11 protein-coding genes and 1 tRNA gene are annotated in these 16,802 nt (G+C 39.3%); 11 read left to right on the plus strand and 1 reads right to left on the minus strand.

Annotated elements, in window-relative coordinates:
• The first annotated feature begins 18 nt into the window (after positions 1-18).
• From D0T56_RS02600 to D0T56_RS02645, 10 genes are all read left to right on the plus strand, one after another.
• Positions 19-1,026 carry a sugar-binding protein gene (locus tag D0T56_RS02600; RefSeq protein ID WP_163318579.1) on the plus strand — a complete coding sequence of 336 codons (1,008 nt, stop codon included), beginning with the start codon at positions 19-21 and terminating at the stop codon, positions 1,024-1,026.
• A 110-nt stretch (positions 1,027-1,136) separates the two neighbouring features.
• Positions 1,137-3,083, plus strand: a complete 1,947-nt coding sequence (locus D0T56_RS02605; RefSeq protein WP_163318580.1) for an NPCBM/NEW2 domain-containing protein — start codon at positions 1,137-1,139, stop codon at positions 3,081-3,083.
• A 447-nt stretch (positions 3,084-3,530) separates the two neighbouring features.
• Positions 3,531-4,343 carry an alpha/beta hydrolase gene (locus D0T56_RS02610; RefSeq protein WP_163318668.1) on the plus strand — a complete coding sequence of 271 codons (813 nt, stop codon included), beginning with the start codon at positions 3,531-3,533 and terminating at the stop codon, positions 4,341-4,343.
• Between the two features lie 8 nt (positions 4,344-4,351).
• Complete coding sequence (bglX, locus tag D0T56_RS02615) at positions 4,352-6,589, plus strand: beta-glucosidase BglX (protein ID WP_163318581.1); 2,238 nt, start codon at positions 4,352-4,354, stop codon at positions 6,587-6,589.
• A gap of 50 nt (positions 6,590-6,639) precedes the next feature.
• Positions 6,640-9,846, plus strand: a complete 3,207-nt coding sequence (locus D0T56_RS02620) for a glycoside hydrolase family 2 TIM barrel-domain containing protein (protein ID WP_163318582.1) — start codon at positions 6,640-6,642, stop codon at positions 9,844-9,846.
• 328 nt (positions 9,847-10,174) lie between these two features.
• Positions 10,175-10,948 carry a polyphosphate polymerase domain-containing protein gene (locus D0T56_RS02625; protein ID WP_163318583.1) on the plus strand — a complete coding sequence of 258 codons (774 nt, stop codon included), beginning with the start codon at positions 10,175-10,177 and terminating at the stop codon, positions 10,946-10,948.
• The gene (locus D0T56_RS02630; RefSeq protein WP_163318584.1) at positions 10,941-11,597 is read left to right on the plus strand and encodes a DUF4956 domain-containing protein; all 657 of its coding nucleotides are present in this window, start codon (positions 10,941-10,943) and stop codon (positions 11,595-11,597) included. Before D0T56_RS02625 ends, D0T56_RS02630 begins: the two co-directional genes overlap by 8 nt.
• Positions 11,598-11,846: 249 nt before the next feature.
• Positions 11,847-12,548 carry a DUF2490 domain-containing protein gene (locus tag D0T56_RS02635; protein WP_163318585.1) on the plus strand — a complete coding sequence of 234 codons (702 nt, stop codon included), beginning with the start codon at positions 11,847-11,849 and terminating at the stop codon, positions 12,546-12,548.
• A 205-nt stretch (positions 12,549-12,753) separates the two neighbouring features.
• Positions 12,754-14,535 carry a carbohydrate-binding domain-containing protein gene (locus D0T56_RS02640; protein WP_255490996.1) on the plus strand — a complete coding sequence of 594 codons (1,782 nt, stop codon included), beginning with the start codon at positions 12,754-12,756 and terminating at the stop codon, positions 14,533-14,535.
• A gap of 197 nt (positions 14,536-14,732) precedes the next feature.
• Positions 14,733-14,806 (plus strand) — tRNA-Asn (locus D0T56_RS02645).
• Positions 14,807-14,944: 138 nt separating this feature from the next.
• Here the strand turns inward: D0T56_RS02645 and D0T56_RS02650 are convergent.
• The gene (locus D0T56_RS02650) at positions 14,945-15,856 is read right to left on the minus strand and encodes a dihydrodipicolinate synthase family protein (RefSeq protein ID WP_163318586.1); all 912 of its coding nucleotides are present in this window, start codon (positions 15,854-15,856) and stop codon (positions 14,945-14,947) included.
• Positions 15,857-16,052: 196 nt separating this feature from the next.
• On the opposite strand from D0T56_RS02650, the gene D0T56_RS02655 reads away from it, so the two are divergent.
• Positions 16,053-16,757 (plus strand): FadR/GntR family transcriptional regulator, encoded by a 705-nt coding sequence (locus D0T56_RS02655; RefSeq protein ID WP_163318587.1) that lies wholly within the window; start codon positions 16,053-16,055, stop codon positions 16,755-16,757.
• The last annotated feature ends 45 nt before the right edge of the window (positions 16,758-16,802 follow it).

A 16,802-nucleotide genomic window follows, 5' to 3' on the forward strand; every position in this document is an offset into this window, starting at 1 on the left:
ATAAAAAAAACATGAATTATGAAAAGAAAATGTACTTTTTTAACTTTGGCTGCAATGATGTTTTGCGGATCAGCTTCTGTGATGGCTCAAGATCCCGGTTATTTTGAAAATTATAAAACTATAAATGTTTACAAGACAACAGAACGTATTACAGTGGACGGTATCGACAATGAAGGAATATGGGCTTCTACGGATGTAAAAGAGCACTCTCTGGATCGTTTGTTGGACGCCAATGCATCTAATACAACCGGTTATGCAGCCACATTCAAAGCAGTGTATGACGATACTTTCATCTATCTTTTTATCAAGGTAAAAGACGCAACTTATATTCCTTACGACAAAGATCAGATAAAGGGAGATACCAATATAGACAATCTGGAGATGTACTTTAGCGCAACAGGGCTTAGGTCTAGTATCGACAATATTCCTGCAGCTATGGACGGAACATCGGATACTCAATTACGTATTTCGGTAGGAAACACTGAAAACCGTGCTACGGGCGTAGGTTATGCAAAGGCTATGATCGTAGACGATCAGATATCAGGCTATGAATACACTACAGTGAAAACAGCCGATGGTTATAATGTCGAGGTGATGTTGAGCAACGACATCGTTATTCCTGATACTTACATGGATAAATTTGCGGAAGGGCAAACAATTCTTTTCGATCTGGAAGGTGCTGATTGTATAAATTACGCTGATGGACGTAAAGTGATACTTGGTTGGTCGGGAGATGACTATTTTGCATGGAAAAGAAATGCGAAATATGGCGATATGACTTTCAAAGGATTGGCATCGTCAGGAATTAAGGATACAAAATATTCAGACGTGAAATATATCTACAACAATGGTACTTTACAATTATTCGACGTGAAAGATAATTCGAAAATATCTGTTTGTGATTTAAGCGGCCGTTTGGTAGAATCTGCTGTCTATAACGGACAAAATATTGATCTAAGCAATCTTTCATCGGGTGTGTATGCTATTCAGATAGAAAATGCAGGTGTATTGAAAATTGTAAAATAGAAAGTACGTCCCGTTAAAAAAGATATTAGGGCAGGAAGAACCTAAAAACTTCCTGTCCTGATAATTGAAAAAAAAATCAGAACCTTATACGTTTTAATAATCAAAATACTATGAAATCCTCAGCTATCTTCTTTCTACTCCTGTTATTTCTTTTTTCATGTGCTTCTCCCCGCACTGTTTGGTTAGACGAACTGGACATGACTAACGCCGATCAGGCAGCCGGAATTACCCGTGTCAACCAGTCTATGTGGAGAACACCTCTTGTTATAGCAGGCGATACATTGAAGCGAGGCATTGGTACACATGCGTTCGGTGTCATCAGAGTTGAGCTCGATGGCAAAGCAAAATCTTTCAAAGCGCAGGTAGGGATTGATGATTCTGCACCTGAGCATGAACTGAAACAGGCATCGGTAGAGTTTGTCGTATTGGGCGACAACAACATCCTGTGGCGAAGCGGAATAATGCGCGCAGGCGATAAAGCGAAAAATATAGATGTCTCTCTCAAAAATATAAAATCACTTGTCTTACGTACCGATCATGCCGGTGATGGTATAGCCGGAGATCGTGCCGATTGGGTAAATGCAAAACTTGAATATACAGGAAAACCACCATATACAATAAAAAGACCTCAGGAGGCTATATATATACAGACTCCCCCGGCATCCCGAAAACCCTTACTGAATGCGCCATATCGTTATGGCACTCATCCGGGTTGCCCTATAATATTTACAATTCCTGTTTCGGGAGAAAGACCATTAAAGGTTGAGGCTAAAAATCTTCCGGCAGGTTTATCTTTAGATACGAACACAGGAATCGTTACAGGTAAAATTAAGGAAAAAGGAACTTATACGTTTGATATTACAGCAACAAACACATACGGATCAGACACACACCGGTTTACTTTCGAGGTAGGCGAAAAGCTGGCATTGACCCCGCCTATGGGATGGAATAGCTGGAATGTCTTCGGTGCTGATATTGACGATGCTAAGATACGAGCAATGGCCGACGCTATGGTCGATTTAAGATTGACGGACTACGGATATGCTTACATTAATATAGATGACGGATGGCAAGGAAAACGAGGAGGTAAGTATCATGCAATCATGCCTAACGAAAAATTCCCGGATATGAAGGCATTGGTCGATTACATCCACAGCAAAGGTTTGAAAGTGGGCATCTACTCTTCTCCCTGGGTTCAAACATTTGCCGGATTTGTTGGAGGAAGTGCAGATACACCCGAAGGAGAAATTATAAATTCTTCACGCCGTGTGGGTGAATATTCTTTCGCAGAGAATGATGTAAAGCAATGGGCTGAATGGGGAATTGATTACTTAAAATACGATTGGGTTACGAATGATATAAAAAATACGGAAGAAATGACCGATCAGCTTCGCAAATCGGGGAGGAATATCGTATATACAATCTCCAATGCTGCACCCTTCGATCTGGCAAAAGACTGGAACAGGCTGACTAATGCGTGGCGCACAACAGGCGATATCACCGACTCGTGGTGCAGTATGACTACTATCGGCTTTTTACAGAACAAATGGCAGCCGTATGCATCGCCGGGTAGTTGGAATGATCCGGATATGCTGGTTGTTGGCAAAGTTGGTTGGGGCGATGGCATCCGTCAAACAAACCTTTCTCCTGACGAACAATACGTTCACATCTCTTTATGGAGTATTTTGGCAGCACCTCTGTTGATGGGTTGCGATTTGAGCAAAATGGACAATTTTACACTGAATTTGCTGAAAAACAGGGAAGTTATAGCCGTAAATCAGGATATTCTGGGAATACAAGGCGAGAGGGTGTACAAAGATGATGACAAAATGATCGAAGTATGGTCTAAGCCGTTGAGCGACGGCTCTCAAGCGGTAGGCTTATTCAATCTGGGAGAAAAGGAGCAAAATATTTCTGTTTTGTGGGAACAATTAAAAATCACCGGAAACAGAAAAGTGCGCAATCTGTGGAAGCAAGAAGACATCGGCAATTTTGACATCGGTTTTTCTGCAACAGTACCTTCTCACGGAGTCACTTTTGTCAAGATAAGTAAATGATGCCAATCGGTAGTTGGTTTTTATTCGACGAATCCACGGGTGGAGTAGAAATAGCATTGACTCACATGCGTTTCGTCGAACGTTGTTTCGACGGAATGTAATGTAGTCAACACCCACCCCTACAATAAAATTTATTGATGTAGGGGCAGGCCTCTGGTCTGCCCGAAAGTAGGGGCGTAAAATCTTACGCCCTTGTGACTACACCATCGGGCGAATGTTTATTCGCCCCTACTGGAAAGATATTGTACAATAAAAACCTATTGATTTGAAGTCATCTTGACTTTTTTAAATTATGATTATTTTAGGACTTTGTCATGTTGAACGTAAGTGAAACATCTGGAAAATATAGATCCTTCGATACTCTCAGGATGACAAAAATGTACAAAGCAAAAAGTCAAGATGACTTTTTTGCGTAAATAGTATCATAAAAAACTTTCTGATATGAAAATAAAGGCAATATGTATAATTCTGTTCATTTTCGTAAATGTATCCTTGTCGGGTCAAGAATACCTTGAAATACCTCTCTACGATACCAAACGTATTGTTGACGAAAACACACCTTCTATAAGGGTTTATTTATCCGACAAACCCAATGGTATGGCTGTGATAGCCTGTCCGGGAGGAGGATACAAATATTTGGAAATGAACAAAGAGGGATATTCTTTCGCCCCCTGGTTCAATGATCGGGGCATAACTTTCATAATTTTGAAATACAGATTGCCTGACGGAAATCCTGAAATTCCTTTAACCGATGCCAAACAGGCTATGAGACTCGTCCGTTTACACGCAAAAGATTGGAGCATCAACCCGAAAAAAATCGGGATTATGGGTTCATCAGCGGGAGGACATGTGGCTTCAACTCTTGCCACACATTTTGACAATGATACCCGTCCTGATTTCCAAATTTTGTTGTATCCTGTCATTACGATGGATGAGGAGTTTACCCACTCAGGGTCGTTTCAGCAACTTTTGGGCGAGAATCCTGCGAAAGAAGAAATAGCATTGTATTCTAACGAGTGTCAGGTGAAAGCGGAAACCCCTCCTGCGTTTATCGTGCTGAGCGATAATGACAATATTGTTCCCTCAACAAACAGTATCCGTTATTATCAATCTTTGAACAACAACAAAGTGCCTGCCGAAATGCATATATATCCTACCGGTGGTCATGGTTGGGGAATGTACAAAAACTTTACATATTACGATCAATGGACAGGTTCGCTGAATAAATGGTTGGAAATACGATTGTCGGATAAAAAATAATAGAACTTATGTTTTACAAAAATTTCATATTAGCACTAGTCTCAATCGGATTATTTGCCTCTTGTAGCACAACGAAAGACCCCATAGAAGAGAAAGTTGAAAAATTGCTTTCCCGGATGACGTTGGAAGAGAAAATCGGACAAATGAATCAACTCAACAGTGAAGGGGCATTCGACGATCTGCATGAAAGAATAAAACGGGGCGAAGTAGGTTCTGTTCTGAATGAAGTAGACCCTAAAACATTAAATGAATTGCAGAAAATTGCAGTAGAAGAAACCCGTTTAGGAATCCCCATACTATTTGCGCGTGACATAATTCATGGCTATAAGACCATATTTCCAATCCCGTTAGGACAGGCGGCAAGCTGGAATCCTAAACTGGTTGAAGAAGCCGGGCGTATTACTGCCATCGAGGCAACATCGGTGGGCATTCGCTGGACATTCGCACCAATGATTGATGTGTCGTGCGATTCTCGCTGGGGGCGCATTGCCGAAAGTATGGGAGAAGACCCCTTTCTGAGTGGGACGATGGGTGCTGCAATGATTAAAGGTTTGCAAGGCAACGATTTGTCCGATCCCACATCCTTAGCTGCTTGTGCAAAACATTTTGTGGGATACGGAGCCACGGAAGGGGGTAGGGATTATAACACTACACACATTTCGAATGAGCAATTGAGAAATACCTATCTGGTTCCTTTCAAGGCGGCGGTAGATGCCGGGTGCGCAACTTTTATGACCTCGTTTAATGAAATTAACGGAGTGCCTTGTTCGGGCAATCCTTTCTTAACAAAAGATATACTTCGCAAAGAGTGGGGTTTTGATGGCGTATTGGTCAGCGATTGGTCTTCAATTACGGAAATGATTATCCACGGATATTGTAAAGATAGCCTCGAAGCAACAGAAAAAGGGATAAATGCAGGGATAGACATGGATATGATGGGCGAAGCATATATTTCGGGATTGAAAAAACTGATTGAAGATGGCAAAATAAAAGAATCTTCCGTTGACGATGCTGTGCGTAATATTTTGCGTCTCAAATTTCGTTTGGGACTTTTCGATAATCCATATATTAACATAAACCGTTCGTCTCCGTTTTATGAAAAAGCTTTTCTGGAGAAAGCAAAAAAGATTGCTGCGCAAAGTGTTGTTTTGTTGAAGAACGAAAACAGTGTTTTGCCTCTGACCGAAAGTGTGAAAAGTATTGCCGTGATAGGTCCTTTGGCCGATGCTGCACACGACCAGATGGGTACTTGGGTTTTTGACGGGGAAAAAGAACATTCGGTTACACCAATGCAGGCGTTGAAAGACCGGTATGGAGATAAAGTAAAAATAAATTATGTAAAAACCCTGACTCACAGCCGCGATGCAAATAAATCCGGATTTGGAGATGCTTTGGCTGCCGCAAAGGCAAGTGATGTCATATTATTTTTTGCCGGAGAAGAATCAATATTGTCGGGTGAGGCACGGTGCAGAGCCGATATAAGCCTGCCGGGTGTTCAATCTGAATTGTTATCAGAGTTGAAGAAAGCGGGTAAACCCATTGTCATGATTATCATGGCAGGCCGACCGGTAGAGATTTATAAAGAATTGCCATTAGTCAACGGCTTGTTGTATGCGTGGCATCCGGGAACGATGGGCGGCTTGGCTATTGCAGAATTGCTTTTCGGCGATATTGTGCCTAGCGGTAAATTGCCAATTACTTATCCTGCTATGGTAGGACAAATCCCAATCTACTATAATCATAAAAATACGGGACGCCCTCCTTTAGACGATTCCCCAAGAATAAATGACATCTCGCCCGAAGCGCCTCAAATGTCGTTAGGCAACAGGAGTTATTATCTTGATGCAGGAGATAAACCTCTTTTTCCCTTTGGCTATGGACTATCTTACACCACCTTTGAGTATAAAAACCTGAAAATATCGAAGTCCGAAATAGGTAAAACAGAATTTTTAACCGTATCTTGTACCGTTACTAATACCGGAAAAATTAAGGCTACCGAAGTTGTACAGTTATATATCCGTGATATGTATGCTTCGATAACCCGTCCGGTGAAAGAATTGAAAGATTTCAGCCGTATTTGCCTGGATGCGGGAGAAACAAAAGAAGTCAGTTTTACATTATCTCCGGAACAATTGTCTTTCTGGAATAATGACAATCAATTTGTTCTGGAGCCGGGCGACTTTAAGGTTTGGATTGCAACCAACAGTGCTGATGGTCTGGAAGGAGAATTTAAAGTAATTAGTTGAAAACGATATATATAATCTTATTCAAGATAAACTCTATTATAAATAAAAATATGAAAAGGAATCTACTAGCCCTTACACTTCTCGCACTAGCCGGAATGTGTTTTGCCCAGTCGGACAGGTATGCCGAGATAACCAATCCGAAACTGACAAATATCAACCGAGAGCCAGCCAGAGCTTCGTTTACATCTTACACCAACGAAGAAAATGCTTTGAAGAACGAACGCTCTTCGGGGTCTTTCTATCTGTCGTTGAATGGCAAATGGAAATTCAATTATGCCGAAACAATAGACGAGGCTCCTAAAGATTTTATGAAGCCGTCTTACAATGTCGGCAATTGGGCAGATATTTCTGTGCCGGGCAACTGGGAACGTCAGGGATTTGGAGTGCCTATTTATGTAAACGTTTCTTACGAATTCATTTCTCCCGGACATAAACCTTATTGGGATAAACCTAACCCTCCGTATGTTCCGAAAGAATGGAATCCGACAGGAAGTTACAGACGGGAGTTTGTTTTGCCTGACAACTGGAGCGGAAAAGAAATATACCTGAGTTCGGACGGAGCAAAAAGTGCTGCCTACTATTACATAAACGGAACATTTGTGGGGATGAACAAAGAATCAAAAGTTCCTGCCCGTTTCAATATAACGGAGCATGTAAAACCCGGAAAAAATATAATTGCCGTGCAAATCCACCGTCTTTCTGATGCCACTTATCTCGAAGGTCAGGATTTTTGGCGCATATCGGGTTTCGAGCGTGATGTATACCTATACGCACAACCCAAGCTCCGAATACAGGATTTTGGTGTAAAAACTCCGTTAAGTGCAGATTTCAAAAATGGATTATTCGATTTGAATGTAAAATTAGGTAGTGCAACCCAACAAAAAGAATCGGGAAGTGTCAGCTATAAAATCCTTGACAGTAAAGGCAAGGAAATAGCTTCTGCGCAAAAAACGTTCAGTGATATAGGACCGCAGGAAAACCTTACTTTTCCTACCTATACCATTCAGAATGTTGCTCATTGGACAGCAGAAACCCCCAATCTTTATACATTATTAGTCACATTGAAAGATGCTAAAGGACAAGTATTGGAATCGACAAGTACAAAGATCGGTTTCCGCACTATTGAGATCAAAAACCGCCGGCTTTTGGTGAATGGACAACCTATTCTGGTGAAAGGTGTCAATTTGCACGAGCACGATGAAATAACAGGTCACTATGTGCAAGAAGACCTGATGCGCAAAGATTTTGAATTGTTTAAACGTTATAATGTTAATACGATTCGCACGTGTCATTATCCTCAGCAAGAGCGTTTTTATGAATTATGTGACGAATATGGATTGTATGTGATTGACGAAGCCAATATAGAATCGCACGGGATGTGGTATGACCTGAGAAAAGGAGGAACGTTAGGTAACAATCCCGATTTCATTGACGCACACATGTCTCGCACTGTTAATATGTATGAAAGAGATAAGAATCATCCGAGCATTATCATCTGGTCGTTAGGAAACGAGGCCGGAAACGGAGTTTGTTTCTATACAACTTATGCCTGGCTAAAAGAACAAGATCCTTCACGTCCGATACAGTATGAACAGGCATGGATGCAATGGAATACGGATATATTCTGCCCTATGTATCACACGCCGCAACAAATAGAAAATTATGCTAACGACCCCAAGTCGGACCGCCCTCTTATTTTGTGTGAATATGCTCACGCTATGGGCAATAGTTTAGGAAATTTTCAAGACTATTGGGATATCATCCACAAATATCCTATTCTTCAGGGTGGCTGCATCTGGGATTGGGTTGATCAGGGAATGCTTGAGAAAACAAAAGACGGGAAAAAATATTGGACTTATGGCGGAGACTATGGCAAAGAGGGAACGCCGTCGGATGGTATTTTCTGTATAAACGGATTGGTTTATCCAGACCGAACAGTGAAACCTGCTACCGAAGAAATGAGAAAAGTGTATCAGAATGTTATTTTCAAGAATTTTGATCCCCAAAAATCAACAATTGACATTTACAACGATTTCTCTTTTACCAATCTGAATAAATACGATTTTTATTATACAATAAAAGGCAACGGAAAAGTAATCCATACTGAAAAATTATCAGTAAATGTAGCTCCGAACGAAACCAAGACTTTCAAGTTGAACAATATACCATCCACAAATGCAAGTTCAACGGATTATCAGATTTCTTTTGAAGCGAAAATAAAGACTGAAGAACCTTTCTTGCCTGTTGGATATGTGATTGCCCGCGAACAAAAGAGCATCAATACATACCAAAAAGATAAGAGTGACCCGATAAGTCCGGCTAAATTAACCGAAACATCAACTCAGGTGTTGATATCGGGCAAAGATTTTAATGCTGTTTTTGATAAGGCGAGCGGTCTGCTCACTTCATATAAATATAAAGGAACAGAATATATTTTATCACAATTCGGGCCACGCCCCACATTTTGGCGCGCACCCCTTGATAATGATTTCGGATTCAAGAATTTCGATACATGGAAAGAGTGGAAATATATTTCGGAACAGCTTCCTGCCGTGAAAAATATGAAAGTAGATGCAGCAACGGGTACAATTTCCTGTACCTACACTTATGCTAAACCGCAAGTTGAATGGAATATTAGCTACACAGCATTAAGCAATGGCGTCGTTAAGGTGAATAATGCAATTACGACCCGCAATGCCGAAACCTCGTTCATCCCTCGTGTTGGGCTGCGTATGCAGCTTCCTGTCGATTTTGACCTGCTTACTTATTACGGGCGTGGACCTTGGGAAAATTACAGTGACAGAAAAACATCTTGTTTTGTAGATCGTTACTCGTTCAAGATAAGTGAGTTGTATGAAGATTATGTCCGTCCGCAGGAAAATAGTCATCGTACAGATGTCAGATGGTTTGCGCTGACAGCTAAAAAAGGAAGTGGATTAATGATCGTAGCAGATAATACTTTGGAAATGAATGTATCCAATTATCCAATGGAGATGCTCGACAGCGGCGATGGGCGTGACGACGGTAGAGCCCGTTTGGCTCAACCAAAACAACGCCACATGTACGATGCTGTTCCTCAAAAGTTAGTCGATCTTTTCATCGATTATGGAATGTCGGGTGTGGGTGGTGATAATTCATGGGGATTGATGCCACATGATCAGTATCAAATAAAATCGAATCAATCGATGAATTATGGTTTCTCCTTTGTTCCTTTTGCAGGAAAAGCAAATCCGGAAAATTTAGTGAAGGAGTATTGAGTTAATATAAATGAAAGAAGGAGACGAAACGGTCATCACTAGTGATGACCGTTTTTTATTTTACTAATTGGTTAAAATTTATATTGTACTTGCAAATTGGCATTGTTGCTTTTAATTATAAAGGGAAATGTCATATTTTAAGCAGTAAATATATTAGACTGAAACCTGAAAAACAATAAATATTTTGATTATTGCTCTATATAGTTTGTTGTTTGTAAAATAAAAAAATATAAACTGCGTTAATAATATAAAAATAAGGGTTAAAAAAACACTTAATAAAAATATACGCTTGTATATTGGCAATTATTATCAAAATCTAATCGAAAGAATGACTAGACTTGCAGACCTTAAATTAAATAGTTTTGATAGTATTTCCTTATCTCAAATGGAAGATATCAGATTAATGAAACGTATTGATAAAAAGTTTGTCTTGCCATTAAATTTATTACCTCAATTGCTAGACAGGCTTACGGTTGATTACGATATACAAGAAATCGACGGGAAACGTTCGTTCGGGTACGCTACATTATATTACGATACTGCTGACTACGAAATGTATAGGGCTCACCAAAACGGCAAGCTCAATCGGCTGAAAGTAAGAACCCGTGAGTATGTCGATTCAAATCTTTGCTTTCTCGAAATAAAACGAAAATCGAACAAGGGAATAACCAAAAAAATAAGAATAAGTAGAAAAACTCACGAATCTATACAGGAAGAAGAATCGTCTTCGTTTCTGTCGTCAAACTCTCCCTACTGTTCACGTTCGTTAGAAGGAAAGTTGTGGAGTCTTTATCAACGTATAACCCTCGTGAATAAAGAAAAAACAGAACGGCTTACAATAGACCACAGCCTTTGCTTCCGAAACAGGTATACAGGAAAAAGCATATCGTTGCCCGAACTGGTTATCATAGAAATAAAAAAAAATCAGTCTTCATACTCCCCTGTGATGAACAGCCTGAACCAATTAAGGATAAGACCCAAGGGAATGAGTAAATATTGCCTTGGCGTTGCGCTTACAGAAAATCCTGAAAAAGTAAAGAAAAATTTATTTAAAGCTAAATTGTTAGGTATAAACAAAATAACCCCGTTTCAATATGAATAACACACTCGATCTAATACACGAAGAGGCATTCTACAATCTGGTTGCTCGCTTTGTGTTCAATCTGGTTGTAACAGGTATCATAATTTGGTTTCTATACTACAAGAAAACGCAGAGGAGAGACTATCTGTTCACTTTTTTTATGGTCAGCACAACCATTTTCTTAATGATATTTCTTCTCGATAGCGTGAAGATTCAGGTTGGATTTGCATTAGGTTTGTTTGCTATTTTCGGCATATTGCGATACCGAACCGATGCTCTTCCCGTGCGGGAAATGACGTATTTGTTTGCCATAATAGGTATTTCAGTAATCAATGCGCTTAGTAATCATAAAGTTAGCATTGTTGAGTTGGTTTCCACCAATATTATTTTCATTGTTATGTTTTGGATATTGGAAACAACCCGAATAATAAAGCATACAGCCTGTAAACTGGTGATATACGAAAAAATAGATTTGATAAAACCAGAGCATCACAACGAAATGCTAAATGACCTTTGTGATAGAACCGGTTTGAAAATAGAACGTTTCGAGATAGGACAGGTCGATTTTTTGAAAGATATAGCTTATGTAAAAGTCTATTACACAACAAACGGGAAGGTGAACACAGCAGACAATATTGTCAAAACAGACGAGCATCTTAGTGATTCGTAATATCGTTTGCAAGTTGTTCGCATCTGTTGTCAATTTATATCGAATAAAGCGTTATTTGATTAATTTTACACTCCTACTTTCGGATAAATGCAATTCATCCTTATATTTACAATCCCATGCGACGACAAGGTGTAAACTGACAACTGTTATGTGTTTCCGGATGCTTTGTTACACTCAGTATGACAAAAGAAAATCTTTGCGGTTTGTATAATTTGAGATAGCAATTAATATAATCAACTTAATGATAACATGACAAAATACAGATTTTTTGTATCGTGCCTTTTTTTGTTTCTAGTGATAACGGCTAAAGGGCAATCGGACGATTTCGGTATCTGGTCGAATATCGAGATAGAAAAAAAGATAAATAAAAAATGGGCTGTAAACGGAGAATTAGAGATGCGTACCAGAGAAAATTCTTCCGAAATAGCTCGTTGGGGGTTGAAGGTTGGCGGCGATTACAGCATTATAAAAGAGGTAAAAGTGGGACTAGCCTATCAATTTCTCTACTTTCACGATATTGAATACTGGGATTTTCAGCCACGCCATCGCTTTATCGGATTTCTGCAAGGACGGAAAAAATGGGGCAATTTTGTGTTTTCGCTGCGTGAACGCTTCCAGACAACAACCAAGGACGACAGCGACCGGATAAAAAAGAGCGGAAAAAAGGATAAATACAAAACAAATCCTGAATGGAGTTGGCGCAACAGAATAAAAGTGGGATATGATATTCCCATGTGCAAATTTACACCATCGTTGTCTTTCGAATCATTTTTTCAATTGAACAATCCGGATGGAAATGATTTTGACGGATTGCGCTATACATTATCACTGGCCTATAAGTTGAACAAAAAACATACTATCGACTTGTCGGGAATACTAGACAAGGAGATTAATGTGAAAAACCCGGAAGACAAATATATCCTGAGTATCGGATATTCATATAGTTTCTGATTAATGCGAATCAGGATTTGATATACCTCACCCTAACCCTCTCCAAAAGAGAGGGTGGGAGGGGGTAGTTTGATTGTAGGGGCAGGCTTCTAGTCTGTCCGAAAGTAGGGATGTAAAATTTTACGCCCTCATGGCAACAATTTAAACCAATATTTTTCAAATGCTAATTGGCATGATTAATAAAAACATAACATTAGAATAAGCTATGAAAAGAATTTATTTTTTTATGTCGTGTATCTTGCTTCTATCCATTTTTTCGTGTAGCAAAGATGACAATCCTGTTGTTGATGGGACTAATCCCGAGAATAATGAAGTAGATATAAAGGCTCCGTTCGAAACGAATCCTAAAGACACGGTTTTCTCTAATGCCGTTGTGATCACATATTCTATGGATAAGATAGTTATAGACAACCCTTATCAGAACGATGGCGTTAGCATTGCTGTTAATGGTGGCGATGTGGTGGTGACTTCAACAGTTGTTGACACTGAAATAAACTACGTGCTTTCCGGTTCACACACAGACGGGTCGTTCAAAGTATATAGCGACTACAAATTCGGATTGGGACTGAATGGTGTCAGCCTGATTAAATCGGATGGACCCGCCATAAATATACAATCGGGGAAGAAGGTATCTGTTTATTTGGTAGGAGAGACTAATAACCGCCTGATCGACAACAATATTTATGCTCCGGGCAATGGCGAGGAAGATATGAAAGCTACTTTTTTCAGCGAAGGTCAATTGATATTCAACGGAAACGGCAATCTCGTTCTGAAAGGATATAACAGGCATGCCATTTGCAGCGACGACTACATCCATGTCGGAAGTGGAAATATCACAATACAAAGTGCCTATAAAGACGGTATACATGTTAACGATTATTTTGTGATGGACGGGGGTGTACTGGACATTAAATCGACAAACGACGGTATTGAATGTGAAAGAGGTTACATCGAATTGAATGAAGGGAAATTAACCATAAATTGCGGAGGCGACGGTGTTTTATCTACTTACAATGAAACAGGAATAGATATTTCGAGTCATATAACACTTGCCACAGATATAACTGTTAATGCCCGCGGACAAAAATCGGCCGGAATCAGGACAAAAAAGGGAAAGGTGTATGTAAATTCCGGAAATATTGATATAAAAACTACAGGAATAGCAGCAAAAGCCTTTAAAGTGGCAGGAGATATGGAAGTTTACGGAGGAGACGTGACGCTGACTACTACGGGTAATACATTTTACGACAAAAGCGATGAAGGTTTGTCTTCGGCTGCAGGAATAAAATGCGATGAAAACCTGATCATCAAACAGGGTGTACTTTCCATAACAAGCTCCGGTTCGGGAGGAAAAGGCATCAATGTCGACGGCAACCTGACCATCGACGATGGCGAGCTAAACATAACAACATCGGGAGAAGAATATAAACACAGTTCGGGTAGTGCCGAGGCGAAAGCTATTACAAGCAAAGGAAACATCGAAATTAATGGAGGAAACGTATATGGATACAGTGCAACTGGCAATGCTATTGATGCGAACGGAACATTAACCATCACAGATGGAGTTATTGTGGCGTCAGGTGCAACATCGTCGGGAAGTGGTTTCGATTGTGGCAGCAACACGTTTAAGATTACGGGTGGTGTTATTTTGGGCATCGGAGGCGTGAGCAGTATTCCTGCGCCATCGGTTAGCACACAGCGATCTGTTGTTTATGAAGGTTCAGGATCAGCCAATCAGCTTATTCATATAGAATCTAACAGTGGGGCACCCGTACTGACATACAAGATTCCACAAAATTACAAACAAATGACATTATTATTTAGTAATCCTGACTTTGCTGAAAATGCAGGCTATACTATATACACGGGTGGAAGCGTTTCGGGTGGAAACGATTTTCACGGATTATATACAGGTGCAACTTATACTAAGGGAACTTCTATTCAGACATTTACTACTGACTTAATGGTGACAGTAGTAGGTAAATAGAAGATCATCCATATAAAAAGGATTGTGGTTAGTTATTAATCACAATCCTTTTTTTCTTTTACAAGTAATATTTTTTCGCTCTTATTTTTTAATTATAAAAAAATAATTATCTTTGCGCCTGTAAAAATGGTTTTCAAATATTATTGGTTGAAGCCATAGAGAAATAAGTAAATAAAAAAAGTACAAATATTACCAATTCTTCCTTAGCTCAGTCGGTTAGAGCATCTGACTGTTAATCAGAGGGTCCTTGGTTCAAGTCCAAGAGGAAGAGCAAGAAAGACAGCCACTTACAATACAATGCAAGTGGCTGTTTCTTTTTGTTGCACACGCCTTATATTTATTTACCGGTGTGCAGGTGTTAAATACGGCAAGACTGACAATTTCATGTTAAGTAAAGGAAGAGCAAAAATTATCCCATTTTATTGCAATACGAATAAAATTCCAGACATTCCAGCTCGTTCAGAAATTCCGTTTCTTGCTCATTGCTTAAATTGGATACCGGAGGTCGATATGCACCAAGATCCAAACCTGTAGCCTTCATAAAGGCTTTTCCTGTTCCTCCTCCATATTTATTCAACAAGCAAATCAGTTTGTTCGCTTTTAGTTGAAACTCTTGCGCACCCAACATATCCTTCTGTGCATAATATTCGAACACTTTATTATATATAGGTGCCATATAACCATATGTGCTGCCAACGGCCCCTTGGGCACCCATAGCTAAAGCTCCCAAAAGCATTTCGTCTCGCCCCCAGAGTATATCGTATTTTTTATTTTTGAAATCGAGGCAAAGCTGATAATCCATCAGGTTTTCGTAAGTGTATTTTATGCCTGCAAAATTAGGCAACTTGCCATCAATCTCCTCCAATAAGTCTATCATCGGGAAATAGGCATTTGTGAAAGAAGGAATATGATAATAGAAAAATGGCATATCCGGAACGCTTGACGCCACATCAATACAGAAATCAGATAACGCTTTAACGTTGGCAGCCTTAAAATAATAAGGAGCGGTGAGAGATATGGCATCAAGATCACATTCTTTAGCCAATAATGCCAACTCAATACATTCTTCAACACACGTACCGCCCAAAAATGCGATAACCTTAAAATCGGCTGTTTTGTATTTTGCCCATTCTTTAAAAAGGATTCTCTTCTCGTCCATTGTCAGAGCCGAACTTTCACCGGTTGTTCCACAAATAAAAACCCCGCTGATTTTATTGTTCTTATACATATAGGCCTGTCGTTCTATCATCGACAAGTTCAATTTTCCTAATTTGTCAAATGCCGTAAATGGGGCTACAATTAAACCCTTAATTTTTTTCATGATATTTAAATATTATATTAATAAGTACTACATATCTATTATAGAATATTACATATTTACAGCAAAAGTAGCTAAAAAACATTTATAGATACTACATAATACATGATATAAAACATATTTTACATATATTAACATTATATTAAGTATTATGTATTACCTAATAATCTATATTTGTCATACAATAAAACAAAATACTATGGACAATACAGATCTGAGTCTTGTGGAGCAAATTCAAAGAAGAATACTTCAATATATAGATGAAAACGAAATCCAGAAAGGAGAAACTCTGCCTAAAGAAAATGAACTGGCTGATATTTTGGGAGTAAGCCGTGTGGTTGTGAGAGAAGCATTGAGTAGCTTGAGAACCTTGGGGTTTATTGAAACTAAACGCAAAAAAGGAACAGTTCTGACATCGCCCGACGTTTTTGGAACGATGAAGATAATTGTCAATTCCGGAGTTCTCGATATCGATTCATTAAGAGATCTTTACGAACTGCGCTTAATGCTGGAAATTGGCATGGCCGATTTTCTTTTCCTTAAAAAGAAACCCGAACATATTAGTCTGCTTGAACAAATTGTAGAACAGGAACAGGGTACCACCTCTACCGAAGAATCGATACAATTGGATATTCTTTTTCACAAAACTCTGTATAGTATTGTCGGGAACAAAGGACTTGAGAGTTTTCAAAAGTTATTGGGTAAACTGTTTGCCGTATACGCACCTCGCCCCGACAACTATATAATTAAACAAATAATAACACATGCGGGTTTGGTTGAGGTTTTAAGAACCGGAACTCCGGATTCGTTCCGAACAGCAATGAGATTGCACTTAAACACTCAGTTTGAAAATATGGAAGAGATAATGCAAAAAGCGGATAATTCCAAAACGAAACTTGATTAAACAAAGAAAAGAAAAATTACCTTCTTTTTAATATTAACCTATAAA

Source organism: Dysgonomonas sp. 520 (genome assembly GCF_010501095.1).
Taxonomy (GTDB): Bacteria; Bacteroidota; Bacteroidia; order Bacteroidales; family Dysgonomonadaceae; genus QVMP01.